This window comes from Streptomyces olivochromogenes, from assembly GCF_001514115.1.
GTDB classification, from domain to species: Bacteria; Actinomycetota; Actinomycetes; order Streptomycetales; family Streptomycetaceae; genus Streptomyces; species Streptomyces olivochromogenes.
This window is the reverse complement of the sequence record NZ_KQ948474.1, coordinates 11,817-37,163: the sequence shown is the minus strand read 5'-3', so window position 1 is coordinate 37,163 and position 25,347 is coordinate 11,817. Positions and strand designations below refer to the sequence as shown.

The window sequence follows — 25,347 nt, the reverse complement described above, 5'->3', positions numbered from 1 at the left end:
GCGAAGGCGACCATTCGTACATACGATTGAGGACGACACTGTCCTGCTCGGGGTGGGAGACGTATGGCACAGGCCGCCGCTACAGCGCGGACCGTCATTCTGACCGTGGATGACGATCCCGGGGTGTCGCGCGCCGTGGCGCGCGATCTCAGGCGCCGCTACGGCGAGTCGCACCGGATCGTGCGCGCGGAGTCCGGGGATGCCGCGCTGGACGCGCTCAAGGAGCTGAAGCTGCGGGGCGACCAGGTGGCGGTGATCCTCGCCGACTACCGGATGCCGCAGATGAACGGCATCGAGTTCCTGGAACAGGCGCTCGACGTGTACCCCGGCGCACGCAGGGTGCTGCTGACCGCGTACGCGGACACGAACGCGGCGATCGACGCGATCAACGTGATCGATCTGGACCACTACCTGCTCAAGCCGTGGGATCCGCCGGAGGAGAAGCTCTACCCGGTCCTCGACGATCTGCTGGACGCCTGGCGGACCAGCGACTACCGGCCCGTGGCGACCTGCAAGGTGGTCGGGCACCGATGGTCGGCGCGCTCCTCGGACGTACGGGAGTTCCTGGCCCGCAACCAGGTGCCGTACCGCTGGTACTCGTCCGACACACCGGAGGGGCAGCGGCTGCTGTCCGCGGCCGGTCAGGACGGGGAGCGGCTGCCGCTGGTGATCACGCCGGACGGTACACCGCTGGTCGAGCCCGACGATCCGGATCTCGCGGCGCGGGTCGGCCTGGCCACGACGCCGACGTCGGAGTTCTACGACCTCGTCGTCATCGGCGGCGGTCCGGCCGGACTCGGAGCCGCCGTGTACGGCGCGTCCGAGGGGCTGCGGACCGTGCTCGTGGAGCGGTCGGCGACCGGTGGGCAGGCCGGGCAGAGCTCACGCATCGAGAACTACCTCGGCTTCCCGGACGGGGTGTCCGGGGGCCAGCTCACGGACCGGGCGCGGCGGCAGGCGGCGAAGTTCGGCGCCGAGATCCTCACCGCGCGCGAGGTGACCGGCCTCGAGGTCACCGGAGCCTCCCGCACCATCCGTTTCTCGGACGGCTCGGCGATCTCCGCGCACGCGGTGATCCTGGCGACCGGTGTCTCGTACCGGCAGTTGCAGGCGCCCGGCCTGGCCGACCTCACCGGATGCGGCGTCTTCTACGGTTCGGCGCTGACCGAGGCGGCCGCCTGCCAGGGCCACGACGTGTACATCGTGGGCGGGGCGAACTCGGCCGGTCAGGCCGCCATGTACCTGTCGCGCGGCGCGAAGTCGGTCACCCTCCTCGTACGGGGAACGTCGTTGTCCGCCTCGATGTCGCACTATCTGATCCAGCAGATCGAGGAGGCGTCCAACATCACGGTGCGCACCTGCACGGTCGTCGACGCGGCGCACGGCACGGACCATCTGGAGCAGCTCACCCTGCGGGACGTGACGAGCGGGCACACCGAACTCGTCGACGCGCAGTGGATGTTCGTGTTCATCGGCGCGGCCCCGCTCACCGACTGGCTGGAGGGGACCGTGCTGCGGGACGGGCGCGGATTCATCCCGTCGGGTCCCGACATGACCATCGACGGGCAGCCGCCCAAGGGCTGGGAGCTGGACCGGCCGCCGTACCACCTGGAGACCAATATTCCCGGCGTGTTCGTGGCCGGGGACGCACGTGCCGAGTCCGCGAAGCGGGTCGCTTCCGCGGTCGGAGAGGGAGCCATGGCCGTCATGCTCGTCCACCGTTATCTGGAGCAGTCATGAGCGGGCGGCCGATGCCGTGCGACATGGGGGAACTGAGCACGCTGTTCCTGTTCGAGAAGCTGGACGCGGACCAGCTGGGCCGGCTGTGCCGGGAAGGCCGGGTGGAGGAGTTCGACCCGGGCCCCGTCTACATCGAGGGCGATCCGGCGACCTGCTTCTTCGTGCTCCTCGAAGGCACCCTGGTGATGTCGCGCCGGGTCGGGGCCGACGACGTGGAGACCACCCGCAGCTCCCAGCGCGGGGTGTACGCCGGGGCCACCCAGGCCTACGTGAGCGGGCCGGACCAGGCGAACTACAGGGGCTCCCTCCGCGTCACCGTGCCCTCCCGGTTCTTCATCCTGCCCGCCGAGACCTTCTCCTCGATCATGCGGGACTGGTTCCCCATGGCCGTACACCTGTTGGAAGGGCTTTTCTACGGCACCCAGAACGCCCAGCGGACCATCGGGCAGCGCGAGCGACTGCTGGCGCTCGGTTCGCTGTCGGCCGGGCTGACGCACGAGCTCAACAATCCGGCCGCGGCGGCGGTCCGGGCCACCTCCGCGCTGCGGGAGCGGGTCGCGAAGATGCGGCAGAAGCTCGGCGCGATCGCCGCGGGCCCCTACAAGCGCCACACTCTGGAAATCCTGGTCGAGATCCAGGAGCGCACCGCCGAGCGGGTCGCCAAGGCCACGCCGCTGAGCCCGCTGGAGACCTCCGACCGGGAGGACGCGCTCGCCGACTGGCTGGACGACCACGACATCGCGGGCGGCTGGCAGCTCGCGCCGACGTTCGTGCAGGCGGGGCTCGACACGGACTGGCTGGACCAGGTCGCGGCGGCCGTGGACGAGGAGACGCTCCAGGGCGCCGTCCACTGGCTGAACTACACCGTGGAGACCGAGCTCCTCATGAACGAGATCGAGGACTCCACGACCCGTATCACGCACCTCGTGGACGCGGCCAAGCAGTACTCACAGCTCGACCGCGCGCCCTATCAGGTCGTCGACGTCCACGATCTCCTGGACAGCACGCTGATGATGCTCTCCGGGAAGATCGGCTCCGGCGTCAAGGTCGTCAAGGAGTTCGACCGTACGCTGCCGAAGATCCCCGCGTATCCGGGCGAGTTGAACCAGGTGTGGACGAACCTCATCGACAACGCCGTCTCGGCGATGGACGGCGAGGGGACCCTGACCGTGCGCACCGCACTCGACCACGACCAGCTGCTCGTCGAGTTCCGCGACACCGGTCCCGGGGTACCGCCCGAGATCCGCGACCGCATCTTCGACCCGTTCTTCACCACCAAGCCGGTCGGTGAGGGGACGGGGCTCGGTCTGGACATCTCGTTTCGGATTGTTGTCAACAAGCACCACGGGAGTCTTCACGTGGAGTCCGTCCCGGGCGACACCCGTTTCCAGGTGCGCCTTCCCCTGACCGCCACGGACACCGAAACACCCGAGGAGTCTTCATGAGCCTGCCCGCCGGAATCGACCCGAGTGTTCCGCCGAGCGGTCCGGGGTGCGGGGACTGCGACGCCGCCGGCGGCTGGTGGTTCCACCTGCGCCGCTGTGCGCAGTGCGGCCACATCGGCTGTTGCGACGACTCGCCCGCCAAGCACGCCACGGCGCACGCGAAGAGCACCGGCCATCCCATCATCCGCAGCTTCGAACCCGGCGAGGCCTGGTTCTGGAACTACGACACGTCCGAGCTGTACGAGACCGGCCCGGACCTCGCTCCCCCGCTGAGCCACCCCGAGGACCAGCCGACACCGGGCCCCGCGGGGCGGGTGCCGGCGAACTGGGCGAGCGCGCTGGGCTGACCTGCCGGCCCGTACCTTCAGCCCCGCGCCCTGAGCCCCGCGCCTTCAGCGGACGTCAGCGCACGGAGTTGCCGTACATCTCGCCCAAGGGCTCGGCGAGGAGTTCGACGCGGGCGCCGTCGGGGTCGCGGAAGTAGAGCGAAGTGCCGCTCTCCTCCTCGTAGTCGACCCCGGCGGCGTCGAGCCGTTCGCGCAGCCGCTGCCAGGTGCTGGGGTCGACGGAGATGGCCAGGTGGTGCAGTCCACCGAGCACCTCGGCATAGGGGCCGAGGTCGAGGCCGGGGAAGTCGAAGAAGGCCAGCAGGTTGCCGTTGCCGACGTCGAAGAAGAAGTGGGTGGAACCCTTGTAGTCGCGGTTCTCGATCACCTCGGTGAGCGGGAACTCCAGGATGCCCTGGTAGAAGCGGACGGTCCGCTCGACGTCGGCGGAGAGCAGCGCCACGTGGTGCACTCCGCGTGCGGAACTCGCCGGCCGGTCCGAGGCCAGATGCGTGTCGCGGATGCGCGTGCGCTCCGCCTCGATCGCCGCGAGGTCCAGGGGCTCCAGTGCACTCATGGGAAACTCCGTTCGCCATTCAACCACTTTGCCCTCACTCTAGACCTCGCGACCGCACGTGGGCCACCGGTCGGTGGCGACCACGGTGTCCTCGGTCGGTCACCCCCGGGGTGCCGAAGCCGCACCGGCGTCACTGGTCACCCGGTCGCGCCGACCGCGTCTGCGCGCCTTGGCTGTCGTGCTGGATCTTGCGTTGGAGATCGGCCACGCGATGCAGAGCCGCCTTGAAGGCGGCGTACCCCTGCTGCCCCGCTGCCTTCGCGTGGCGTTCCTCGATCGTGCGCATGATGGAGACGGCGGCCTCCATCTGGAGCAGCCCGCGTTCGGTGGGGCAGATCAGTGTGGCGCGGCGGTCCCCGGGGTCGGGTTTGCGTTCGACGGAACGCACAGCGGCGGACGACCGCCAAGACGGGAGAGGCGTTGAGCGAGTACCAGGCCGCAGAACCGGACCTCGGCGTGCTCGCCGCCCAGATCCTCCTCTCCGTTCAGCGTGAGCTGTCGATCACCCGGGAGAACGCCGCCGTGGTGCTGGTCGACCACCAGGTGGGCCTGCTGTCCGGCGTCCGGGACATCCCGGTCGGCGAGCCGAAGCACAACGTGGTGGCGCCGGCACGGGCGGCGACCGTGTTGGACATCCCGCTGGTCGTCACCACCACCGCGGCCCACAGCATGAGGGGGCCGCCCGCTCCCGAGCTGGTCGAGGCGCTGCCGGCCGGACAGAAGATCATCAACCGCAGCACGGTCAACGCCTGGTACGACGACCGACTACGCCACCAGGGCCCGTCGTTTGGATCAGGCCTGGGCCGCGGGTCCGAACAGGTCGGGCGGCGCGGTGAGGCGCGCCATCTCCTCCTCCGAGAGGCGCAGCGTGCCGGCCGCCATGTTCTGCGCGAGATGGTCCGGATCACCGGTGCCCGGGATCGCGAGCACATGCGGCCCCTGCTGCAAGGTCCAGGCCAGCCGGACCTGCGCGACGGACACACCGTGCGCGCGGGCGACGGCGTACACCGCCTCGCTGTCACGGGCGGCCGGACCCGCCTCGCGCCCGGAACCGGCGATCGCGAAGAACGCGACGAAGGCGAGGCCGAGTTCACCGCAGAGCCGCAGGAGAGCCAGGTCCTCGCTCAACTCACCGATCCCGTAAGGGTTCTGTACGCAGACGACCGGGGCGATGGCCCGGGCCTCGGCCAGTTGCCCGGACGTGACGTTGGAGATACCGAGGTGGCGGATGAGCCCGGCATCGCGCAGTTCGGCCAACGCGCCGAAGTGCTCGCCGATCGAACCGGTGCGCCTGCTCGGCGGCACGCGCAGGTTCACCACGTCCAGGTGATCGCGGCCGAGTTGGCGCAGGTTCTCCTCGACCTGGCCGCGCAACTGGTCCGGTGTGGCCCACCACCACCCGCCCGAGGGATCACGGCCCGGCCAGACCTTGGTGGTGATGACCAGATCCTTCGGGTACGGCGCCAGCGCCCGGTTGATCAGTTCGTTGGCGGAGCGCGTCGCCGAGAAGTAGAACGCGGCGGTGTCGATGTGGTTCACGCCGAGCTCGATCGCCCGCCGGAGCACGCCGATCGACCGTTCGCGGTCGCGCGGCACGCCGCGGTCGAAGGGCGCGGTCCCGGTCAGGCGCATCGCGCCGAACCCGACACGGTTGACGGTCAGGTCACCGAGTCGCCAAGTACCCGTGCCTGGCGCGGTGTTCGTCCGTGGACTCATGACATGGATCTCCTCTTGCGGGTTGGGCACAAGGAACCGATGGGCGGCGTGGCGCGCTCAGGCCGCTCGGCGGGTGAGCGCCGTCAAAGCGAGTCCGCCGGGGCAGGCTGGACCCGGGCATGAAAAAAAGCCTCCCCGGCGGATTGGAGTCCGCGCCGGGAAGGCTCATGCGATGGTCGGCATCCTAGCAGCGCGGACAGGGCATCCACCAGCAGGTCATCGGCACCTTCCACCATCTCCCAGGAGGGCGGCACCGGTCGGCGACGACCGGTCAGGACGCCGCGTTCATCAGGTCGAGTGCGCTCTGCTGGCGGGCGGCGTCCGTGGAGTCGATCGGCCCGGCCCAGTGCAGTCCGTACGCGTCGAGGGCGTTGCGGTCGTTGGCGTAGGCGGAGTCGGCCTGCCGCGCGAGGTACGAGGTGTAGGGGCGGTCGGACAACCGGACGTTGAAGGCGCTCAGACCGCGCACGTAGGCGCCCTTGAAGGTCGGCCCGTCGGCCCCGCAGCCGTTCGTCTCACACGGCTCGCGCAGGATTCCGCCGGAGTTCAGCGATGCGGAGGTGGTCGAGGCGTCACCGATCTGGCGGCCGGTGGTCAGCAGGGCCGGGTCCCCCGTCGCGCGGTACAACTCGGCCAGCCCGCCGAGGAGTACGCCCTGGTTGTACGACCATGCCGTGGACCCGTTGTTGCGACAGGTCGACAGGTCGATGCCGTCGTTGACCAGGTGCGAACTGTTGATCACGCCGGTGCCCTTGAACCACGACCATTCCGCGTTCGCCCGGCCGAGATAGACCGAGTCGGCGCCGATACGGTTGTGCAGGGCGGCGTTCAGCTCCAGGTAGAGGGAGTTGGCGATGGCGTTCTTGTACGTCTTCGCCGTGCTCCACCACACCCCGCCGCCGCACGTCGAGTCCCAGTACTGCGCCATGTAGTCCGCGTCGGCGCGCGCGGTGTTGAGATAGCGGCTGTCGCCGGTCAGGTCGTACGCGGCGACCCAGGCGAGCCCCCACCAGCCCGTGTCGTCGATGTAGTCGTTGCGGAACTGGCCGCCCTGGGAGCCCAGTTGCCGGTTGTAGGTGTTCGCGATGGCGTACTTGTAGCTGGGCATACCGGTGACGCGGATGTTGTCGATGATCGCGGTCAGGGCGTTGGCGGAGTTCCACCAGCCGGTGGTGTCGAACAGGCCGGTGGAGTTGCTGTACGACTGCATCAGCGCGGTGGCCGCCGCCGTGGGACGGCTGTACGCGTTCCAGGTGGTACGGGCCCATGCCGTGCAGGCGATCTCGGCCCGGTCCCCCGCCTTGCCGCAGGCCCGCAGCGCGCCGACGCCGTTGTTGTTCCAGTCGTCGACGTTGTACATCAGAGTGCGCCAACCCCCTTGTCCTGAGGGAATGGTGGTGTCGCCGAGCTTGCTGCCCGAGCTCCAGGTGCGGCCGCCGTCGAGGGAGCGGTCGAGCCAGACCTCGTCGGTCGGGCTGCCGTTGGTGATCGAGGCCCAGCCCATCGCGTCGGTGTCGTCGAAGTGCAGGGCGAGGGTGCGGGAGTAGATGGTGGCGGTGACCGGCTGCCGGTCTCCCGGGGACAGGGCCGGGTCGCGGCCGTCACAGTACTTGTTGCAGATCGTCGCCTCGGGGGCGGCGGTCGCGACGCCGCCGGTGACCGTGATCAGGAGGGTCAGCGTCGCGATCAGTCCGGTCCCGATTCTCCGGACACGTCTTGCCGTTGAGTTCATGTCAGCTCCGTGGGCGTGGGGGGATGCGGGCCGTCAGCCCAGACGCCACTGCTGGTTGGCGCCGCCGTTGCAGGTCCACAGCTCGACCTGGGTGCCGTTGACGTTCCCCGCGGGCTTGTCGCCTCCGGTGACATCGAGGCAGAGCCCCGACTGGGTGCCGGTGATGGTGCCGTTTCCGTTGAGACGCCACTGCTGGTTCGCGCCGCCATTGCAGGTCCAGAGCTGAACCTTCGTGCCGGACGTGGTCCCGTTGTCGTAGGCGTCCAGGCACTGGGTGCCGCCGTAGAGCCGCAGTTCACCGGCGGCGGTGAGGGTGACGGCCTGGTTGGCGCCGCCGCCGCAGTCCCAGATCTCGATCTTGGTGCCGGGAGTGGTCTGGCCCTCGTACGCGTCGAGGCAGCGGTTGGAAGAGGCTCCGATCAGCGGGTGCGTCGTCCCGACGCTGGTTCCGCTGCCGACGGACACCCGGTACATGACGGAGCCGTGCCCCGGTACGTTGGCCGCGATGCTGCCGGTCGTGCTGCTGATCTGGTGGCTCCAGAGATTGTTGATCCGGTACGACGAAGCGGCCGGCAGGCCCACCGCGGACGCCGACGTCGTGATCGTGGCCGCGCTCGAGTTCTCGTTGAACAGGACGACCGACACATCACCGTTGGCGAGGGGCTTGGTGAGGACGTGCAGACCACCTGCCGAGGAGATCTCGGTGCCCTGCCTGCCGAGGGAGTCCTGGTCCACGGCGATGACGTCCTTGTTGCCGTAGAGGGAGAGGGTGGCGGCAGAGGCTTTGCGCAGGTCGGTTCCGGCGATCAGCGGCGCGGCCATCTCGGCCCACAGACCGAAGTGGGAACGGTCCTCGGTGAACGACATGCCGTTGCCGACTTCGAGCATGTCCGGGTCGTTCCAGGCGCCGGGCTTGGCGTACTGGGCCAGCTGGACATTGGCCTTGTAGATCGACACCACCGTGGAGAAGTTGACGTTGATGTCGTCGGTGGTGCGCCAGCTGTTGCCGACCCCCGCACCCCAGGTCCACACACTGGCGAGGCCCCAGTTGCAGAGGCTGTAGACGATCGGTCGGCCGGTGTTGGCCAAGGCGTCGCGCATGGCGGTGTAACGCTGCTGGTCGGGCACGTTCTGGTGGTTGCAGTTGTCGTACTTCAGATAGTCGACGCCCCAGGAGGCGAAGCTGTTGGCGTCCGTCTGCTCATGGCCGAGGCTGCCCGGGAATCCCTGACAGGTGGCGGTGCCGGCGCTCTCGTAGATGCCGAGCTTGAGTCCCTTGGAGTGGACGTAGGCAGCGGTGCCGCTGATGCCGTCGGGGAACTTGGCGGGGTCGGGTACCAGTTGACCGGCGGCGTTCCGGGCCGAGGTCATCCAGCAGTCGTCGATGTTGACGTACTGGTACCCCGCGTCCTTCAGACCGGAGGAAACGAGATAGTCGGCGGTCTGCTCGACCAGCGCCTCGCTGACATTGCAGCCGAAGGCGTTCCAGTCGTTCCAGCCCATCGGGGGCGTCCGGGCCAGGCCGTTGTCGAGAGCGTGGACGCGCGGGGCCGAACTCAGCAGGAGCAGGGGCGGGGAGAGCACCAACAGCAGCAGCGCGAGCACCGCTCTCAGGGGTCTCCATGGCCTTGACGGGGCGGTCATGTCTGCGTCTCCTGTTTCGCCGTGGGGGCCGGACGGATCCAGGCGTCCGGAGCTATGGAAACGTAACCATCGCGAAGATCTCACTACCCCGATCGGACGTCAATGGTCCGTACCACAAAGACTGTTGGGGAGGATGGTGCCCGACCGGTGGACCAACCGGGACACCTCGCCCGGCCGGTAGCAGCACATGGCGGCGATCGACCAGCGGCGCCAGGAGCGGCCCCGCACCCGCACCACCGGCGCGTGCCCACGCCGACCCCAGGTGCGAGCGCGCGACGGAGTCATTGAGAACCCGGCCTCGTCCTCAAAGACGATGAAGGCCCCCAGCGCCGCCGCAGTCATTCCACCTGTTGCCACCCATCCTTCTTCCACAAGCCCACCGCACCCTCGTCGCGCTCCAGCGCCCGGCGGGCGGGACACTGCCAGGACCAGCCATGCCGGTGCATCAGCCGCCACACCGCCGCCGACGAGCAGTCCAGCCGGAACCTTCGGGCGATCAACGCTCTGATCCGGGCCAGCGTCCAGCGCTGGTCCTCCCAGCCATGCACGACCGGCCCCAACGCCAACTCCTCCTCCAACTCGGCGAACTGGCCGTCGCACAGCCACTGGGCAGCTTCGGCGGCCCCGCCGAGGCGAGGGCAGCCATACCGCCCTCCCGCCACGCACGACGCCAGCGTTCGACCGACCTCTCACTCACCCGCAGATCCTTCGCGATCACCGCGAATTTCTCCCCGCGAGCGAACCGCTCGCCGGCCTCGTACCGGATCCGCTCCCGAACTCCCCCCCCCCCGCTCAGCGGTCAGTCCACCACCCTGCGCGTACCGCATACCACCGGCCCAACGCAGGGATCACCTCACGTCACCGCCCCCGACAACAACCCGAAGAGATCAGCAGCCGCGTAGTCGCACGCGATATACCTGGCGACGTCGGCGATCGTCCCCGGGATACTGGTCGCCCATGGATGAGGTCAAAGTCGTCGTCGCCCATTCCGAGCGCGCGACTCTGCGCGTCGGTGACGTGTTCTTGAAGGTGGATGCCGATCAGGCGCGCATCGACGTCGAGGTCGAGGCGATGTCCCTCGCGCCGGTTCCGACCCCGGAGGTCCTGTGGCGCGAGCCGCCCGTGCTCGCGATCGCCGCACTCCCGGGGACGACGCTTGGGCGCCTCGGCGGGCCGTCGACCGGGTCGTCGGCGGCGTGGGCCGCGGCGGGCGCCGCCATCCGGAAGCTGCACGAAGCGCCCCTGCCGCCCCTGCCGGGCCGGGCCGGCCGGAGCATCGTCGCGCTGGCGGCGGAACTCGACGACGAGTGCGAGTTGCTCGTGACGAACGGTGTCCTGCCCGCTGACCTGGTCACCCGCAACCGCCAGGTCGCCGAGGCTGCGCTCCGGCCGTGGACTCCGGCGTTCACGCACGGCGACCTGCAGATCGCGCACGTCTTCGTCGACGGCGACGAGGTCACGGGCATCATCGACTGGTCCGAGGCGGGCCAGGGTGATGCCCTGTACGACCTCGCCACCTTCACACTCGGACACGAGGAGCACCTCGACGACGTCGTCGCCGGCTATGGCACCGACATCGACCTCGACGTGATCCACGCGTGGTGGTCGTTGCGAAGCCTGCTGGCAGTTCGCTGGCTGATCGAGCACGGCTTCGACCCGTTCGCGCCGGGCTGTGAGGTCGACGTGCTGAGATCCCGGATGTGAGGCTGCGCGGGCCCGACCGCTACGAATGCGTTCTGACGCATCGAGCAGGCCACCCCCTGGGGCGATCGCCCGCCCTTACTGGCCCTAACAAAGCCGTTGTACGTGTCGGTGGGTGATCAGGCAGACTGCGAGACCGAGGAAGGCTTCGTGGATGTCGTCACGCCGTTCCCAGCGGATGCGCAGGCGGCGAAAGCCGTGCAGCCAGGAGATTGTGCGCTCGACGACGTAGCGGAAGATGCCCAGGCCGGCGACCGCCGGGATCTTGTCGAGCAGGGGCAGGAGCTGGGTGACATCGTTGCGGTTTCCGCCGGTCAGCGTTACCGCGAGCGGGATGCCCTGGCCGTCGGTGACGACGTGGTGCTTGCTGCCCGGCCGAGCGCGGTCGACGGGGCTGGTACCGCTTTGGGGCCCTGCCGGGCAGCCCGGACGTGAGAGGAGTCGATCACCGCCCGCGACCAGTCCAGCTGGTTCTTCGACCGCAGAGATCCTTCAGCAGCACCACGGGTAACTGGTCCCAGACGCCGGCCTCGTTCCAGGCGGCCAGCCGTCGCCAGCAGGTCATTCCCGAGCCGAAGCCCAACTCCTGCGGCAGGTACTCCCACTGGATGCCGGTGTGCAGCACGAACAGGATCCCGCACAGTGCCTGCCGGTCCGGCACTCGAGGTCTGCCTTCCACCAGCTTCGGTCCGGCGCGGGCAGCAACGGCTCGATGAGCGACCACAGTTCATCCGACACGATCCACGGCCTCGACTGACGTTGCCCCACAACCAGACCAAAGAACAGACGAGCCAACAGTCACGTGATCAACAGCTTTTGTTAGAGCCAGTAACAGGCCGAGGGTGTAGCGGAAGCCGCTGTCTACCCAGACACCCGGCAGGCAACCGACTCCCTTGCAGTAAAAATGAGCGCGGGGAGCTGCAGCCCACAGGCCTGGAATGGGCCCGATCCGGGTGACAACGTCCCCTCCGGCCTGCGGACTTGCGCCGCTAACCCCGCGCCCCACCACAATGCCCACCAAGAAATCTCCCGACCCGCTGCTGTCCCACCGCCAGCCCGCGACACAAGGGACGCAGACCCCTCACGCTCCACCACCAGGTACCCACCCGACTCAGGAGGCCCCGCATGACCGCGCACCGCATCACCGACGCCCTCAGCCGCCTCACCGCGCGAGGCCTGACAGCAATCGGCAATACCCCGCCCTGGATCTCGGTCCTCATCCTGCTCCCCACCCTGCTCGGAGCGGGAACCCAAAGCTTCACCGCGTACTCGCCAGCATCTCCACCTACCGCACGGAGTCAGCACGACGACGACAACGCGACCGGCTCCTGAATCTCGCCGCCCCCGACCGGGGCCTGACCCACCTCGAACGCATCACACGGCACACCCCGACCCCCGCCCCAGCTTCAGCCACCGACCCGCCCCCACCCGACCCGAACGACAGACCCCATCCCGGACCACCCCCATAACGAAACAGTGGAGCAGATGCGCTGCCAGTACCCCGACCCAGACGTCCGGAGTTGAAGACAACTACGACGGGCGGGTGCCCCTCCCGGCTGCCTCGTTGTCTCGGAATGCGGCCGCAGGAGCCGGAGAGTAGCGTCGTAGATGAGGCAGCCGTGCTGATTTGTCCGCCCGCGGGCAGCAGCGGGCGTCTCCTTCTCCCGTGACGGTGGCCGAGTCGGCGACATTTCCGGGGGTGCGGGAGAGCGACACCTTCCCGACAACCCGAGGAGTCACCGTGCCCGGCGACCTGTTCTTCTATAGGAGCGACAACGGCGGCATCGCCACCGGTCGGCTGAGCAGCGACGGCATCTACACCGGCCTCGCCGAAGGAAAAGTCAGCGCTGACTGGACCCACATCAACGCCCTCGGCCGTGAGCTCTTGTTCTACCGCAACGACAACGGCACCATCGCCACCGGTCGGCTGAGCAGCAACGGCATCTACACCGGGCTCGCCGCCGGACAACTCAGCAAAGAGTGGTCCCGCATCGTCGCTGTCGGCCGTGAGCTCTTGTTCTACCGCGGCGACAACGGCAAGATCGCCACCGGTCGGCTGAGCACCGACGGTATCTACACCGGCCTCGCCGAAGGACAACTCAGCTCAGGCTGGACCCGCATCGTCGCTCTCGGCCGTGAGCTCTTGTTCTACCGCTCCGACAACGGCAAGATCGCCACCGGTCGGCTGAGCACCGACGGCATCTACACCGGCCTCGCCGAAGGACAACTCAGCTCAGACTGGTTCCTCATCAACGCCCTCGGCCGTGAGCTCTTGTTCTACCGCAACGACAACGGCACCATCGCCACCGGTCGGCTGAGCACCGACGGCATCTACACCGGCCTCGCCGCCGGACAACTCAGCTCAGACTGGAGGATCATCACCGGCGTCGTATGACCACCGCCGGGAGTAGGAACCGCCAGCTTTCCGGGGCAGGGGCGCTGGCCAGCACGTCCGCCCGTCACGTGCCGCCGGTGCCTCGTGCTTCGACTTCGGCGTGGGCGCCAGCATCACGGGCTGCGCTGGCAGGTGATGGGCGAGGGACTCCAGGCCGAGCACGCAGGCGGGGACGTGAAGTACAGGGCGTCGGGGCTCGGTTGACCTCTGACACCTCGTCACCAGGTAGTGCCCCGGAGCCGACGGGCTAGCGCAGCCGAGGAAATCATCACCCAACACGGGGATGGGATCCGGTCGAACTGCGGCAGGGGCGGTGAGACACCAGCGAACGCTGACGGACGCCAATAGAGAAACACCCGGCCTGATCACAGCCCAGGGCAGGCGGGTTGCCCTGATCGACTGCAAGAGCCGGATGACCAGCCGCGCCACCCAACGCCACGCAGTAGAACGCGCCGCGGTCAACGCCCACCTCCAATTGGTGGCGTGGACACTGCTGCCGGTCTACTACGTCTTCGACAACCTCGACGTACTCACTCCCTACGACGTGCTGATGACCGGCCGGGGCGGGCCCCGTACACCCGCCGGTTCCGGCTCGCCCTACTTCCTCGTCCCCTCAAACCGCTCACTGTCCTTCGACGACACCTTCGGCGGCGTAGAACCCCACCATGGTGTCTCCACCGCCGCCTGACAGGCCCCGTTACCACGCAACCGCCTGGCACGAGCACTTGCCGAACCCGGACCCAGCACAACCTGCCCGCACCCACGACTCGGCGCCGGGGTCGCCGCCGAACCTCACAACAGCGGCCGCAACGGCAAGTGGGAGATCCACTACAACCCCCACGACGTCCGCCAGATCTGAGTCCGCCTGCCCGATGGCCTGCTGGGATAGGCCCCTTTCCCCTCTTCGTGTTGCTCGGCCCCTGCCGCAGCCCGGCCGTCAAACACACTGAAACGATCAGTGCTCACCAAACTGGAGGGAACACCGTGCTCACCAAGCTCAGGGCAGGGCCGGCGGCGGGCGCGTGCCGGGCGGGCGGTGCGCGTCCGCGTGGTGCGATGGCGAAGTGCAAGGACGCCAGCTACTCATACTCGGCGCACTTTCAGGGGACGTGTTCGCATCACCGTGGGGTGAAGTACTGGTACCGGTGATCTGGTGACGGCATGACGTCGGCCCGCCTCAGGGAAGTTGAGGCGGGCCGTTTGCTGTCCGGGTTTCGGCGTCGCGGGCTGATCGGCGGCCCGTTGCCTAGCTAGGACTGGGCGCCGTCACGGGCCCTGCGGATACCGGGGGGCCGTCGGCGGCCGGGTGGTGGTCAACTGCACGTAAACGGTGGTCGGCGCGTGCAGGCTCTGCGGGGGCAGCGTGACGGTGAGGGTGCGGGTCGTGCTGTCGAAGTGGTACTCATCGGGGGACAGTTGGGACCCTCCTATGCGGACGCTGCTCGGGGCGGTGACGCCGAGGAGGGAGACGGTCCATTGCCGGGTTTTGAGCCGACCGCGGAAGGTCCCAGTTGTGGGGTTGATCGTCACCGTGTGCTTGGCGCCGTTCTCCCGGTACCGGATCTTCGTAACGGCGCTGTGGCCGGGCCCGGTGGTTCCGTCGTCCTCGTAAAGGGTGTAGGAGCCGGAGGCGCCCGCGGCGACAGTGAGCGTGACCTTGGTCAGCGGGGCCTTGTCGTTGCTGGTGACGTTGCTCGTGCGGGTCGGGACGACGGCGCCGGCTCGGACGAACACCGGCATGGTGTCGAGGCCGGTGGTGATGTTCTGGGTGGTGCCGCCGGCGTAGGTCTGCCCGGTGAAGTAGTCGGTCCACTGGCTGCCGGGCGGGAACCACACCGAGGTCGTCGCCGTGGTGCCGGGCGTGGTGACGGGGGCGACGAGCATGTCGGGGCCGTAGAAGTACTCGCTGCCGGCCGTGGCGTACGCCTGGGGCTCGTCGGGGTATTCCAGGTACGTCGGGCGGGTGACGGGGACGCCGGTCGTGTTGGCCTGCTGCGCGAGCGAATAGGTGTAGGGCACCAGATTCTCGCGCAGGTTGAGGAACTTGTCCGCGGATGCGCGAGCCGCGGCGCTGTACTGCCAGGGCAGCCGGTCGCTGTGGTTGCTGTGCAGACGGTCGATGGGCTGGAAGGTGCCGAGCTGCACCCAGCGGGCATACATGTCGTCGGGGAGTTTGTGCGTGGTGTGGGTCGTGCCGTCGGACGTGTAGGTCTCCGAACCGGTCAGGTTCGTGGTGTCGTTGTGGCCGCCGATGTCGTGACTGATCGCCGACATGCCGGTGGCGGCCGCTTCGCCCGGGGTGTAGCCGACCTCCGCCTTCAGGGTGCCCCAGGTGGAGGCGGTGTCGCCGGTGAAGTGGACGGTGGTGCGCTTGTCGGCCCACGGTCCGGTGGGCAGCCCCTGCTGGCCGCTGTAGCCGCCCGCCTGCAGGGAGCCGTAGGCGCGGGAGACGACGAATCCGCGGCCGATGGTCTTGTCGGCATCTGTGGCGTACTGCTGGTTGATCCACGCGTCGGGAGTGACGCCGGGCAGCGAGGACTGGGAGTTGTCGCAGCACCAGTCCAGCCACCAGAAGTCGTTGCCCTGCTGGTCCATGGTCTGATGCAGGTCCATGTACGCCTTGAGCTGATCGGGATCGCCCCAGTCGAACGTGTAGCAGTCTCCGGAGCCGCTGCTCGCGGCGGGGGCACAACCGCCCTTGTGCAGCTTGCCCTTGGCGGTGGCCTGGGCCTGGGCGAACTGCGGGTCGCCGCTGAGGATGCTCGGGTGGATGTTGAGCGTGTCGTGCAGGCCCTGCGCGGCGGCCCAGTCGAAGAAACCCTTCGGATCAGGGAACTTGGCCTTGTCGATTTCCCAACCGCTCCAGGTGTTGGGCGACTTGAAGTCGGTGTCGGTCACTAGGACGTCCAGGGGCACGCCCTCGGAACGGAAGGCGGGCAGGATCGTGTTCTCGTAGTCGGCGGCGGTGCGGTCGATGTACTCCGAGTACCACACGCCGTACGCCCACTGCGGGAGCAGTTTGGGCGGCCCGGTGAGCATGGCCAGGTCGGACAGGGCCTGCTTGTAGTTGTGGCCGTAGCCGAAGACATAGCCGTCCTGGTACGGCGTACCACCTTGGGAAGGACGCTGGGTGACCTGGCGGGTGCCGGTGTCGTACAGAGCCGAGGCAGTGTCGTCGAGCAGGTACCAGCCGTCCTTGTACAGCAGACCGGGCGTGGTGGGCGGCGCGCCGTTGTCGCCGTTGACGCCGTCGAGGCTGCGGCGGTAGCCGCCGAGCGCCAGGTGCGGTTGCGGGGCCGGCGAGCCGGCCGCCGTGACGGAGACCGTGTCGAGGTTGACATGACAGCTCGCGGCGTCCGGACAGCCGACGGAAATGTCGTTGGCTCCGGCCTTGAGGGTGACGGGGACCGTCGCGGTTTTCCAGGTGTCCCAGTTTCCGGTGACGGGCAGCGACAGGGTCTGCGTGGTGCCCCCGGAGGACACCGTCGCCGTACGAGTCCGGTAAAGGCCGTCACCGCCGGTGGCGTTGGCGTAGCGCACCTGCAACGCATAGGAGCCGTCCGCCGGTACGCCGACCACGTGGGCCGACACGCCTGCCCCTTGGTTAAGTTCCCCGACGAAGCCACTGCCTGAGTAGCCGGCATGGTCGGTGGCCGTGATCGCCGAGCCCGAGATGCGGTCGGCCTCGGCCTCGCAGTTCACGCCGAACCCGCAGGCCGTGATCGCGGTGGCGGACGACGGCGGAAAACTGCCGCCCTGGTTCACCAGGGCAACGCTGTCGATGTTGACGTCCCCGGAGTCCGCGGCGGTCCTTGCCAGCGTGACGATGTGGTGGCCGGCGCCGAGTTGCACCGCGCTGCTCGCCAGGCCCCACGTATCCCAGTTCGCGGTGACCGGCAGGCTCACCGACCGGTTCGCGACGCCGTCCACCGACAACGTCAGAGTGCGCGTCGTGGTCTGGCCGTCACCCCCGAGGGAGTTGGCGTAGCGGGCGTCGAACTGGTAGGTCCCCGACGTGGCGACGTCGACGTCGGCCGACAAGGAGTCGCCCGCCCCCTCGAAGCCGGCCACGAAACCGGAGCCGGTGTAACCGGTGTGGTCCGAGGCAACGCCGACCCCGCTGTGGGACAGCTGCTCTGCCTCGCACAGGGCGCCGAGGGCACACGTGAGGCGCTTCCACGGCGTGGCGCTGACCGGTGACCCACCGGCCGACAACTGCACGGAGAGGTTCTGGGCGTCGAAGGGCCCGGAACCCTCCTGATATCGGAGGGTGAGCGCGCTCGTGCTGATGGTCAGCCAGCCGCCGGACGTGCTTGAGGTGTACGAGGTCGGCGCGAACGCGGTGCGGCCGATCGCGTTGAAGGTCGCGCTGTCGGTGAACTTCCCGTCCTGCGCGTACTCCGTACGTATCAGGGTCGGGGACAGAACCTGGAAACGCGCGTTGCCGGACGTCACCGACGCAGTACGGTGGGCCGTCTGTGCGTCCGCCGACGCCTCTTCGATACCGGTCACCATCATGGCTGCCAGGCTGCTGACGAGGGCGACGACCGTGACACGTCTTCGCAGGAACCGCGCCGTGCGTAACGCTGATCTTCTTCTCATGGACAACTCCGTCCTGAAGCGGGCCTGTGGCCCGTCGTGAAGGTGCATCGACCACCGTTCGCGCCTGGTGGAAACTGCCGCCGATCGACATCGTTGTCAAGCCCCGCCGTTCAGACCGTTGAGCCATGGCCTCCTCCTCTCCCCTTGCCCGCGTTACTGCTGCGGGTCGGCGTGGTGGCGGGTGAAGGCCTGCCAGCGCCGCTCGAAGTCGTCGGCGTTCTCGGTGATGTAGTCGGTGGTCACGGACCGCGCTCAGCCGCCACGGCCTCAGCTGATCGCACGGCGGCAGCCCGCCGGTGACCGGCCGGAGCGCAGAACGCGAATGCCGTGTGCTGGAGGCGGTGGTGTGGGAGCGTGGCGGTATCCGGGCCTGCCGCTTTCCCCCGTAGCGGCGGGCCCGGCCATGTGTGTTCAGCGGGCGAGAGCGACGGTGACGGGTCGGCCGGGGCAGACGGCGAGTCGCTCGGCGAGTGCGGTCCGCTGGGCAGGGTCGATGTCCACCGGCGGCCTCGCCGGCTGTGTACGCGAGTGCACCCCGGTCCTTGCCAGGGGAGCCTGATCGTGCCCTTGGCAAGAGGTCGTTTGAAACGGTGATCCGAATGCTGCGGTCGGGTCCGGGAGTCCAGCCGAGGTAGGTCCACGAGCCGCCACCGGGCGATCCTGCGGTCCCACACATGCCCCCTGTCCCACATATGTCCCTTATTGTAGCTTTTGGTTGTCGTGTCTCGGCGGATGGGATGGAGTTGGGGCCGTGGCGTTCGCGGAGTCGGCCGGCGGTGGTGAGTCGATGCCCTCTCCCGAGCCGGCCCCGGAGTCCGAGCGACGATCCTGGGCACCGCTGCTGGCGGTGTGCGCCGGGTATTTCATGGTGATCCTGGATGTGACGGCCATCAACGTCGCCGTGCCGGTGATCGGCCGCGAACTGTCGGCCTCGCTCACCGGCATCCAGTGGATCGCCGATGGGTACACCCTGGTCTTCGCCGGGTTCCTGCTGACCGGTGGCGCGCTCGGTGACCGGCTGGGCAACCGTCGGGTCTTCTGCACGGGCGTGGGGGTGTTCACTCTGTCCTCGGCCGCGTGCGCGCTCGCGCCGAGCGCCCCGTCCCTGGTTGCGGCCCGGCTGGCGGAGGGGCTCGGTGCGGCTCTGATCGTGCCCGGTTCCCTGGCACTGCTCCAGCAGGCCTACCCGGCGCCGGCCGCACGCTCGCGGGCCTTCGGACTGTGGGGTTCGATGGCCGGCATCGCGGCCGCCGCCGGTCCGCTGCTGGGTGGGCTGCTCGTCTCCACGTTGGGCTGGCGCTGGGTGTTCCTCATCAACTTGCCCGTCGGCGTGGCCTGCCTGGTGCTGACGCTGCGGCACGTGGCACGCTCGCCCCGGCGCGCCGCCCGGGCCCTGGACTGGCCGGCGCAGTGCGCGGTGATGGCGGCGGTGGCGCTGCTGACCGCGGCGCTCAACGAGGCCGGGCGGCGGGGCTGGTCCGATCCGGCCGTTCTCGCCGGGGTGGTCCTGGCCATGCTGGCCGCCGTGGCGTTCGCAGTACGTGAGCAGCTGGCCCGCTCTCCTGTCCTTCCGCCGAGCCTGCTGCGGTCCCGTGCGATGAGCGGTGGAGCCGTCATCGGCCTGCTGTTCAACTTCGGCTTCTACGGCATGGTGTTCACCGCCAGTCTGGAGTTCCAGCACCAGCGCGGCTTCAGCGCCCTCGGCACCGGGCTGGCGCTGTTCCCTGCGGTGGCGATGACCATGTTCGCCTCCGTCCTGTCCGGGCGCCTGAGCCGCCGTACCGGCGACCGTCCACTGGTGGTCGCCGGCATGCTCGTGGCTGCCCTGGGGCTGGCCGGCTGGGCCGCGGCGGGAGCCGACCCCGCCTACCCGCTGCTGGTGGCCCCGATGATGGCCGCGGGATTCGGTACCTCCTTCGCCCTCACCGGTTCAACCGCCACCGTGATGGGTGCCGCGCCTTCTGCGTACTCAGGCGCAGCCTCCGCCCTGTTCAACACCACCCGCCAGATCGGCAGCGCCACCGGCGTCGCGCTCGGCGGCAGCCTGCTCGCCACCGCCACCGACTACAACACCGGGCTGCGCACCAGCATGGCCATCGGCGCGCTCGCCTACCTGGCCGCCGCGGGCCTCGCCTGGCTGTGCGTGCCGGCGATACCGAAAATGACCTAGGACCTCTTGGGGCCGTCGGCCAGGCCAGGACAGTCTGCGAGTCGCCGGCCAGAAGGCTGAATGCGGAAACCGGGCCCACCGATTTCCCCGTAGTGGCGGGCCTGGCCTTGTGTGTTCAGCGGGCGAGGGTGATGGTGATGGGCTGGTCGGGGCGGATGGCGAGGCGCTCAGCCAGGGCGGTCTGCTCGGCGGGGGCGACGGTCAGCTGGTAACGGGTCTTGTCGGCGATCCAGCTGGTGACGTAGGTGCACCAGCGGCCGGCGTACGGGGGCAGCCACTGGGTCGGGTCCTTGTCGGCCTTGGACCGGTTGGAGGCGGCGAAGACCGCGATGAGCGCGCGCGGGTCGTCCAGGTCGTTGGCGTAGGCCGCCTCGCGCTCCTTGGGTGTCCAGGTGGAGGCGCCGTCCCAGGCCTCGGCGAGCGGGACCGGTGCCGGAGTCCCAGGTCTCGGCGAGCGGGATCGGCGCCGGTGTTGCCTCGTGCGCCCTCGCGGCGCTCACTGACTGGGCCCTGAACGAGATCGGCTTCTACCGCCTGCAGCTGGACCACTCGACGCGCAACCATGCCTCCTGCAGGGCCGCCACGAAGTCCGGCTACCTCCTGGAAGGCACCAAACGCAGCGCCGCCCTCCACGACGACGGCCGACACGACATGCACCTGCACGCCCGCATCCGAGGCGATCGAGCCCGTCCGATCCATTGCGTGCGGAGCCAGATGACGGTCGAGCGCGCCAGGTAGATGGTGGTAGTGCCTCAGTGCTGGATCAGACCGCCGACCGGGACGGGAGCGACGTGGCCGGTTGCCGGAACGGTCTGCGCCAGGGCGAGGCCGATGTCGACCAGCGATGACCGGCCCAGGCAAGCAACATCGGGGATCGGAGTCCAGACCGACTCGGCGATGTCGCCGTTCGGCTCAGGCCGGAGTTGGCCGCCGGTGAGTACTCGGCCGTGGATCGTGGACGACGACGTGTGGTTCGACTGAAGCGCAACACACGGTAGGGGAATGCCCGCGCTTTTCTTCGCGGACGGTGCGGTGGGCGAGTAAGGGCCTTCGCAACTGGTGAAGCATGTAAGCCGTGCAGAGGCCCGAGCCTGGTTAGGAGGGGCTCGGGCCGTGTGCGCGGACGCTGACGACGTTGTGAGGCTGATCAGGAACCAGCGCCGGGCAGCTTCTGCGACAGTTCGATCATGTTGCCCCACGGGTCTGGGAAGAACGCCAGTCGTCGGCTGATGTCCTCGATCTCGAAAGGCTCACCGATAAGGTCGACGCCACGGCTGGCGAGCTCGGCGCGTGCTTCGTCGACATCGTCTACATGGACGCACATGTGCTGGTAGCCGCCGTGCTGCAGGCTGACTCCGAGGTCGTCGAGGACCTCGTTCGGGAAGGGTACCGGTCCGGCCAGCAGTTCCACATGAAAATTGTCATCGTTGGGCGGGCAGAGCTAGGCGAGCTTCAGCTCACCGTAGGGCCATTCCTGGAGTACTCGGAAGTCCAGCTTCTCCGTGTACCAAGCCTTCGCCGCGTCGTAGTCGGGAACACGGATACCAACATGGTGACCATGGAAGGACGAAAATGGGCTTGATGGGTTTTTCGGCGGGTGGGCCGGCATGGGCATCGCAATCACTCCTATCCTGCTGAACCATCAAGGGATGGCACGATGAGCCAGACAGTTCAGCCTACCGTGCGGTTCGGTGCGGAATAATCAAGCCCGGATATTCGTGATCAGGTTCGACGGTTCGCCATTTAGAGCTTGTAACACGATTATGATAGGTGCTTCTTCAATCGCCTCCAGCAGATGAGGCTGCAGGCCAATGAGATGAAGGCGTCGTGGAGTTCGGTTCGGCGTTCCCAGCGGACGGCGAGGCGCTTTGAACTGGTGCAGGAGGGCGAAGGTCTGCTCGACGACATAGCGGAGTTTACCCAGGCCCACCCTTCGCCAACTTCCGTCTGACGGGCTTCTGCAACGAAGAGGAGGCTGCCGTCGGTTTCGCCGACAAAGCCAAGCGGCTATTGGAGGACGAGCTGAAGATGATGCCCACCGAGTATTCACGGGGTCCTGCCTGGGAGCCTTACACGGTCGTGGACCGCAACCTCTACACAGGGCAGAACCCCGCCTCCTCGGGCCCTCTCGCCAAAGAGCTCCTCAAGGACCTCTCCTGACGGGACGAGAGGCCGGGGTGGGATGCCATGCCAACTACCCCTCACCGGAGGTGAGTCACGCGTCAGGCCGTCGCCGGTCCCAGGATCACCGGGGTCCACCACCTCTCCTTTACCGTGTCCAACCTGTACCGTGTCCAACCTGGACGACAGTCTGGATTGGTATCAACTGCTGTTCAGCGCCGAGCGCGTGGACTACAAGTTCAACCACCTGTACCGGGAATCGACGGGATACGGTGTCCTGCCGATCACACCCGAGTCCGGTGTCGTGATCGGGTTGCGCACCGACACGGTCAACCAGCACGAGGGATTCCTCGAATCCCGGACCGGGCTGGACCATGTGTCGTTCCAGGCCGGCTCCCGTGTCGACCTCGAGTCCTGGATGTCCTGGCTCGACGAGCTGGGGATCGCACACACGCCCATCAGGGACGAGACGGAACCCTTCGCCTACTCGGCTGTCGTGTTCCGCGATCCCGACAACATTCGACTCGAGTTCCTCGCCGTCGGCCAACGGCTCGATGGCCTGAGACCGAGCGAAGCCCGTCGAAGCACTCGGGCCGGAGCCCTGCCGAACCGTACCCCCGCGGCGCCGGCGCCGGTGCCACTCGGCGGGATCGGGCGCCAAGAGCTGTCGCCCCGGGTCCGCGTGGGCCGGGGCTCTATCTGTTCGGGTACACCATGTGAGCCGGGCGACATGAGAACCGGTGGCAGAGCCCGGTGATCCGCGGGCCCTTGACCGATCCCCCGCGGGAGACGGGTCACGGCCCGCAGGCCCGGCACTTCGAAAGGAGTGCGCGGCCCGTACCGACGTCACCCGCCCCGGTGACACATCCGCTGTCCGTTCCCACCGCCGCGAGCCCACGGGCGCCTCATGGGCTGCCGACCAACCTTGCTGTGAACACCGCCATCGTCCTCGGCGCGAGCATCGGCACGGCCCACGAACTCCCGCTCGGGCCTGATTCTGTTGGTCTGCTCAACCACGCTTGGCATGCTGCGCAGACAGCTTCCGCATGATGCTGAGGATCCAGTTCGTTCAACGCGTGCCGAGCCTCTTCCGGCTTCAGGCAGAGCGCTAATCAAGTCGCTGGGTGTGCGGGGTACGCGGCGAGGCATTGCCGTGGCTGCTTGTGTCCCGTCGTGTCGCTGGTTCCTGGGCGCTCCAGCTGGCGAGCAGCTTCCAGGCGTCCTGGGAGGCCTGGTCTTGGGCCGGGAGGTAGAGGAACAGGGTTTGGTCGTTCTCGCCCGGCATGGTGAAGGCCTGGTAGTCGATGGTCAGGTCGCCGACGACGGGGTGGCGGTAGCGTTTGTGCCCGTGGCTGCGGTCGAACACTTGGTGCTCGGCCCACCAGCGGCGGAAGTGCTGACTTTTCATGGTCAGCTCGCCCACCAACTCGGCAGTACGGGTGTCCCCGGAGTGACGGCCGGCGTCGAGCCGCAGGATGGCGGTCATCTCGGCGGCGACCTGTTCCCAGTCCGGGTACCGGGCGTGGGCTGCCTCGTCCAGCAGGATCCAGCGGGTGAGGTTGCGCTCCCGCGCGGGCATGGCTTCGAAGTCCGTAAGCAACGCGCGGGCCAGGTGGTTGGTGGCAAGCACGTCAGTGCGACGCCCCAGGACGAAGGCGGCCTGGTCGGTGAAGGAGTCCAAGAACCGCCGCAGCCCGGGCCGGACGCGCTGCACGGTCGGTGCGGAGCGGCGGGCCGTGTCGGGCTTGGGCCCGGCGAGGTCAAACAGGTGTGCGCGTTCGGGGGCGTCCAGCCGCAGCGCAACGGCCACTGACTCCAGCACCCCGGCGGACGGACTGATTTGCCGCCCCTGTTCCAGGCGCGTGTAGTAGTCGGTGCTCACCCCGGCCAGCTGAGCGACTTCTTCCCTGCGCAGACCCGGCACCCGCCGGTAGGCCCCTCGCTCGGGAAGCCCGGCCGACTCGGGAGTGATACGGGCGCGAGACCGGCGCAGGAACTCGCTGAGCTCCACGTTTCTGGCCATGCATCCATTCTCTGCCCGCGGCATTCCGCGGTCGACCGGGGAATGGGGGGTCGCCGAGTCCTAGGCAACCGCTTCCCTGGCAGGTCAGGGCTGGAAAGCGCCCTCCGCAGGGCCTCCGGCGCGTGGTGTCCTGGATTGCGGAGGCCCACCGGGCACAGCAGCGGCGCGGCGCCGCCCAACGGGGGCCTCAGTCGTACTGACCGTGTCCGCTGGTTGCACCGAGCCACCGGGCGGACCCATAGACGGACACCCTCAGTGGTCAAGTGATCGAGGAGAGTAGCACTCATGCACACCACACACCGGCATCACTCGGTCGGCTTCTCCGCCCCCCAGGACCGGTGGCTCGTGGGCCTCCGCCTCCGCACAACCAAGAAGACCGACGTGACCTGGCACTACTTCGTCATCGGCGACACCACAGAAGCGGTCGACGCTGTGGCCACCGCGATACAACGAGCCACAGCACACCATCAACCCATCGCGAACACGGCCGCGCGGATCGCCGACCTTGAAATCCGCCGACTGCGGCACAGTCCTCTGGGCCAGGTCTACCTCGACCCCCAGCACACACCTGCACCACGATCTGCTGGCCCCTATGCGCAAGCTGCATAGCACCCCCGACACCGCAGTACGCGCAACCCGCAGCCCGAAATAGTCAGCGCGCCCAACACCCACCCCCGGCCACCGAGCCAAGGCCCGTACCGATCTGGCATCCAACCCCCCTGAGACGGAACTGGCTCCGGTGGCAGCGGGCCACAGGACGCGCTGAGGTGTGAATCTGCTGCCAGTAGCTGACGGAGCCAGTTGCCCTTCTGTCACCCCGTCCTCGGCCGAACCACACCGACTGGCCTGGGGTATCAGCGGAGGGCTCGCGAGGCGGGCCGGCCAACGGACCCCGACCCATCGACAGGACACCGCACATGCGCCGGACTACGAGTAGTACTCCAGCAGCGGTTCGTGTCCTGAGCTGCAACTTCGGTATTGGCAGCGGCGGGTGATGGCCTGGCGGTGTCTTCTCCGGACCAGCCATGGCAGTGCATCGGTGACGGCATTGCGGTCAGGTCGCGGAGGGGGCAGGTAAGTGTGCAGCAGTCGCCGCACCTCTGCCACGGTCAGGGGGGGACGAGGCTGGGGATGTCATCTCTGCGCCCCTCTTGC

General features: G+C 68.3%; 20 protein-coding genes and 5 pseudogenes. 13 read left to right on the top strand and 12 right to left on the bottom strand.

Translation table 11 applies throughout. The features are described 5' to 3' along the window. Positions 1-63: 63 nt before the first annotated feature. The 3 genes from AQJ27_RS41825 to AQJ27_RS41815 are packed head-to-tail and all read left to right on the top strand — an operon-like array spanning position 64 to position 3,532. Positions 64-1,740: an NAD(P)/FAD-dependent oxidoreductase gene (locus AQJ27_RS41825; RefSeq protein ID WP_067381225.1), complete on the top strand. Its 1,677-nt coding sequence runs from the start codon at positions 64-66 to the stop codon at positions 1,738-1,740. Then, complete coding sequence (locus AQJ27_RS41820; protein ID WP_067381222.1) at positions 1,737-3,185, top strand: ATP-binding protein; 1,449 nt, start codon at positions 1,737-1,739, stop codon at positions 3,183-3,185. Before AQJ27_RS41825 ends, AQJ27_RS41820 begins: the two co-directional genes overlap by 4 nt. Beyond that, positions 3,182-3,532: a UBP-type zinc finger domain-containing protein gene (locus AQJ27_RS41815; RefSeq protein WP_067381219.1), complete on the top strand. Its 351-nt coding sequence runs from the start codon at positions 3,182-3,184 to the stop codon at positions 3,530-3,532. The genes AQJ27_RS41820 and AQJ27_RS41815 overlap by 4 nt, the downstream gene beginning before the upstream one ends. Positions 3,533-3,587: 55 nt before the next feature. On the opposite strand, the gene AQJ27_RS41810 is transcribed toward AQJ27_RS41815, so the two are convergent. From AQJ27_RS41810 to AQJ27_RS61005, 7 genes and pseudogenes are all read right to left on the bottom strand, one after another. Further along, a complete protein-coding gene (locus AQJ27_RS41810; RefSeq protein WP_067381216.1) occupies positions 3,588-4,088 on the bottom strand; it encodes a VOC family protein in 501 nt (166 codons plus the stop codon). Between the two features lie 130 nt (positions 4,089-4,218). Further along, positions 4,219-4,476 (bottom strand): helix-turn-helix domain-containing protein, encoded by a 258-nt coding sequence (locus tag AQJ27_RS41805; protein ID WP_201264444.1) that lies wholly within the window; start codon positions 4,474-4,476, stop codon positions 4,219-4,221. Positions 4,477-4,573: 97 nt separating this feature from the next. Continuing rightward, positions 4,574-4,819, bottom strand: a complete 246-nt coding sequence (locus AQJ27_RS56815; protein ID WP_159064541.1) for a hypothetical protein — start codon at positions 4,817-4,819, stop codon at positions 4,574-4,576. A 61-nt stretch (positions 4,820-4,880) separates the two neighbouring features. Next, positions 4,881-5,804 carry an aldo/keto reductase gene (locus AQJ27_RS41795; RefSeq protein WP_067381210.1) on the bottom strand — a complete coding sequence of 308 codons (924 nt, stop codon included), beginning with the start codon at positions 5,802-5,804 and terminating at the stop codon, positions 4,881-4,883. Positions 5,805-6,075: 271 nt separating this feature from the next. Then, complete coding sequence (locus AQJ27_RS41790; RefSeq protein ID WP_079065658.1) at positions 6,076-7,536, bottom strand: glycoside hydrolase family 76 protein; 1,461 nt, start codon at positions 7,534-7,536, stop codon at positions 6,076-6,078. A 33-nt stretch (positions 7,537-7,569) separates the two neighbouring features. Next, a complete protein-coding gene (locus tag AQJ27_RS41785; RefSeq protein ID WP_067381207.1) occupies positions 7,570-9,180 on the bottom strand; it encodes a glycoside hydrolase family 27 protein in 1,611 nt (536 codons plus the stop codon). A 147-nt stretch (positions 9,181-9,327) separates the two neighbouring features. After that, positions 9,328-10,007 (bottom strand): annotated as a pseudogene (locus AQJ27_RS61005) (winged helix-turn-helix domain-containing protein); the annotation flags it as partial. 130 nt (positions 10,008-10,137) lie between these two features. On the opposite strand from AQJ27_RS61005, the gene AQJ27_RS41770 reads away from it, so the two are divergent. Continuing rightward, positions 10,138-10,884: a phosphotransferase family protein gene (locus AQJ27_RS41770; protein WP_067381205.1), complete on the top strand. Its 747-nt coding sequence runs from the start codon at positions 10,138-10,140 to the stop codon at positions 10,882-10,884. 84 nt (positions 10,885-10,968) lie between these two features. Here AQJ27_RS41770 and AQJ27_RS53320 read toward each other — a convergent pair. Next, positions 10,969-11,649 (bottom strand): annotated as a pseudogene (locus AQJ27_RS53320) (IS5 family transposase). A 357-nt stretch (positions 11,650-12,006) separates the two neighbouring features. Between AQJ27_RS53320 and AQJ27_RS41760 the strand changes: the two are divergent. The 4 genes from AQJ27_RS41760 to AQJ27_RS60590 all read left to right on the top strand — a co-directional run bounded on the left by AQJ27_RS41760 (position 12,007) and on the right by AQJ27_RS60590 (position 14,425). Further along, a complete protein-coding gene (locus AQJ27_RS41760; protein WP_067381202.1) occupies positions 12,007-12,213 on the top strand; it encodes a hypothetical protein in 207 nt (68 codons plus the stop codon). A gap of 409 nt (positions 12,214-12,622) precedes the next feature. Next, entirely contained in the window at positions 12,623-13,276 is a 654-nt protein-coding gene (locus AQJ27_RS41755; RefSeq protein ID WP_067381199.1) for a hypothetical protein, read from the top strand. Positions 13,277-13,589: 313 nt separating this feature from the next. After that, a complete protein-coding gene (locus AQJ27_RS41750; protein WP_235613809.1) occupies positions 13,590-13,964 on the top strand; it encodes a hypothetical protein in 375 nt (124 codons plus the stop codon). A gap of 128 nt (positions 13,965-14,092) precedes the next feature. Then, positions 14,093-14,425 carry a DUF3761 domain-containing protein gene (locus AQJ27_RS60590; protein ID WP_341866145.1) on the top strand — a complete coding sequence of 111 codons (333 nt, stop codon included), beginning with the start codon at positions 14,093-14,095 and terminating at the stop codon, positions 14,423-14,425. 117 nt (positions 14,426-14,542) lie between these two features. Here AQJ27_RS60590 and AQJ27_RS41745 read toward each other — a convergent pair whose 3' ends face one another. Continuing rightward, on the bottom strand, positions 14,543-17,794 hold the full coding sequence (locus AQJ27_RS41745; protein WP_067381196.1) for a TIM-barrel domain-containing protein: 3,252 nt from the start codon (positions 17,792-17,794) through the stop codon (positions 14,543-14,545). An 835-nt stretch (positions 17,795-18,629) separates the two neighbouring features. Here AQJ27_RS41745 and AQJ27_RS41740 point away from each other — a divergent pair. Together AQJ27_RS41740 and AQJ27_RS41735 are read left to right on the top strand one after the other, a co-directional pair. Further along, on the top strand, positions 18,630-20,048 hold the full coding sequence (locus AQJ27_RS41740) for an MFS transporter (RefSeq protein ID WP_235613810.1): 1,419 nt from the start codon (positions 18,630-18,632) through the stop codon (positions 20,046-20,048). A gap of 462 nt (positions 20,049-20,510) precedes the next feature. Continuing rightward, a pseudogene (locus AQJ27_RS41735) lies at positions 20,511-20,786 on the top strand (GNAT family N-acetyltransferase); the annotation flags it as partial. A 14-nt stretch (positions 20,787-20,800) separates the two neighbouring features. Here the strand turns inward: AQJ27_RS41735 and AQJ27_RS59295 are convergent. Both AQJ27_RS59295 and AQJ27_RS59290 read right to left on the bottom strand, forming a co-directional pair. Next, positions 20,801-20,986 (bottom strand): annotated as a pseudogene (locus AQJ27_RS59295) (NUDIX hydrolase); the annotation flags it as partial. 209 nt (positions 20,987-21,195) lie between these two features. After that, positions 21,196-21,657 (bottom strand): annotated as a pseudogene (locus tag AQJ27_RS59290) (VOC family protein). Positions 21,658-22,076: 419 nt separating this feature from the next. On the opposite strand from AQJ27_RS59290, the gene AQJ27_RS60290 reads away from it, so the two are divergent. Continuing rightward, positions 22,077-22,208 carry a hypothetical protein gene (locus tag AQJ27_RS60290; protein ID WP_268814610.1) on the top strand — a complete coding sequence of 44 codons (132 nt, stop codon included), beginning with the start codon at positions 22,077-22,079 and terminating at the stop codon, positions 22,206-22,208. A 130-nt stretch (positions 22,209-22,338) separates the two neighbouring features. Next, positions 22,339-22,926, top strand: coding sequence for a VOC family protein (locus AQJ27_RS41725; RefSeq protein ID WP_067381193.1), 588 nt, complete (start codon positions 22,339-22,341; stop codon positions 22,924-22,926). A gap of 351 nt (positions 22,927-23,277) precedes the next feature. Here the strand turns inward: AQJ27_RS41725 and AQJ27_RS41720 are convergent, their stop codons facing one another. Continuing rightward, positions 23,278-24,192, bottom strand: a complete 915-nt coding sequence (locus tag AQJ27_RS41720) for a helix-turn-helix transcriptional regulator (protein WP_067381190.1) — start codon at positions 24,190-24,192, stop codon at positions 23,278-23,280. Between the two features lie 285 nt (positions 24,193-24,477). On the opposite strand from AQJ27_RS41720, the gene AQJ27_RS41715 reads away from it, so the two are divergent. Next, on the top strand, positions 24,478-24,801 hold the full coding sequence (locus AQJ27_RS41715; protein ID WP_067381187.1) for a hypothetical protein: 324 nt from the start codon (positions 24,478-24,480) through the stop codon (positions 24,799-24,801). The last annotated feature ends 546 nt before the right edge of the window (positions 24,802-25,347 follow it).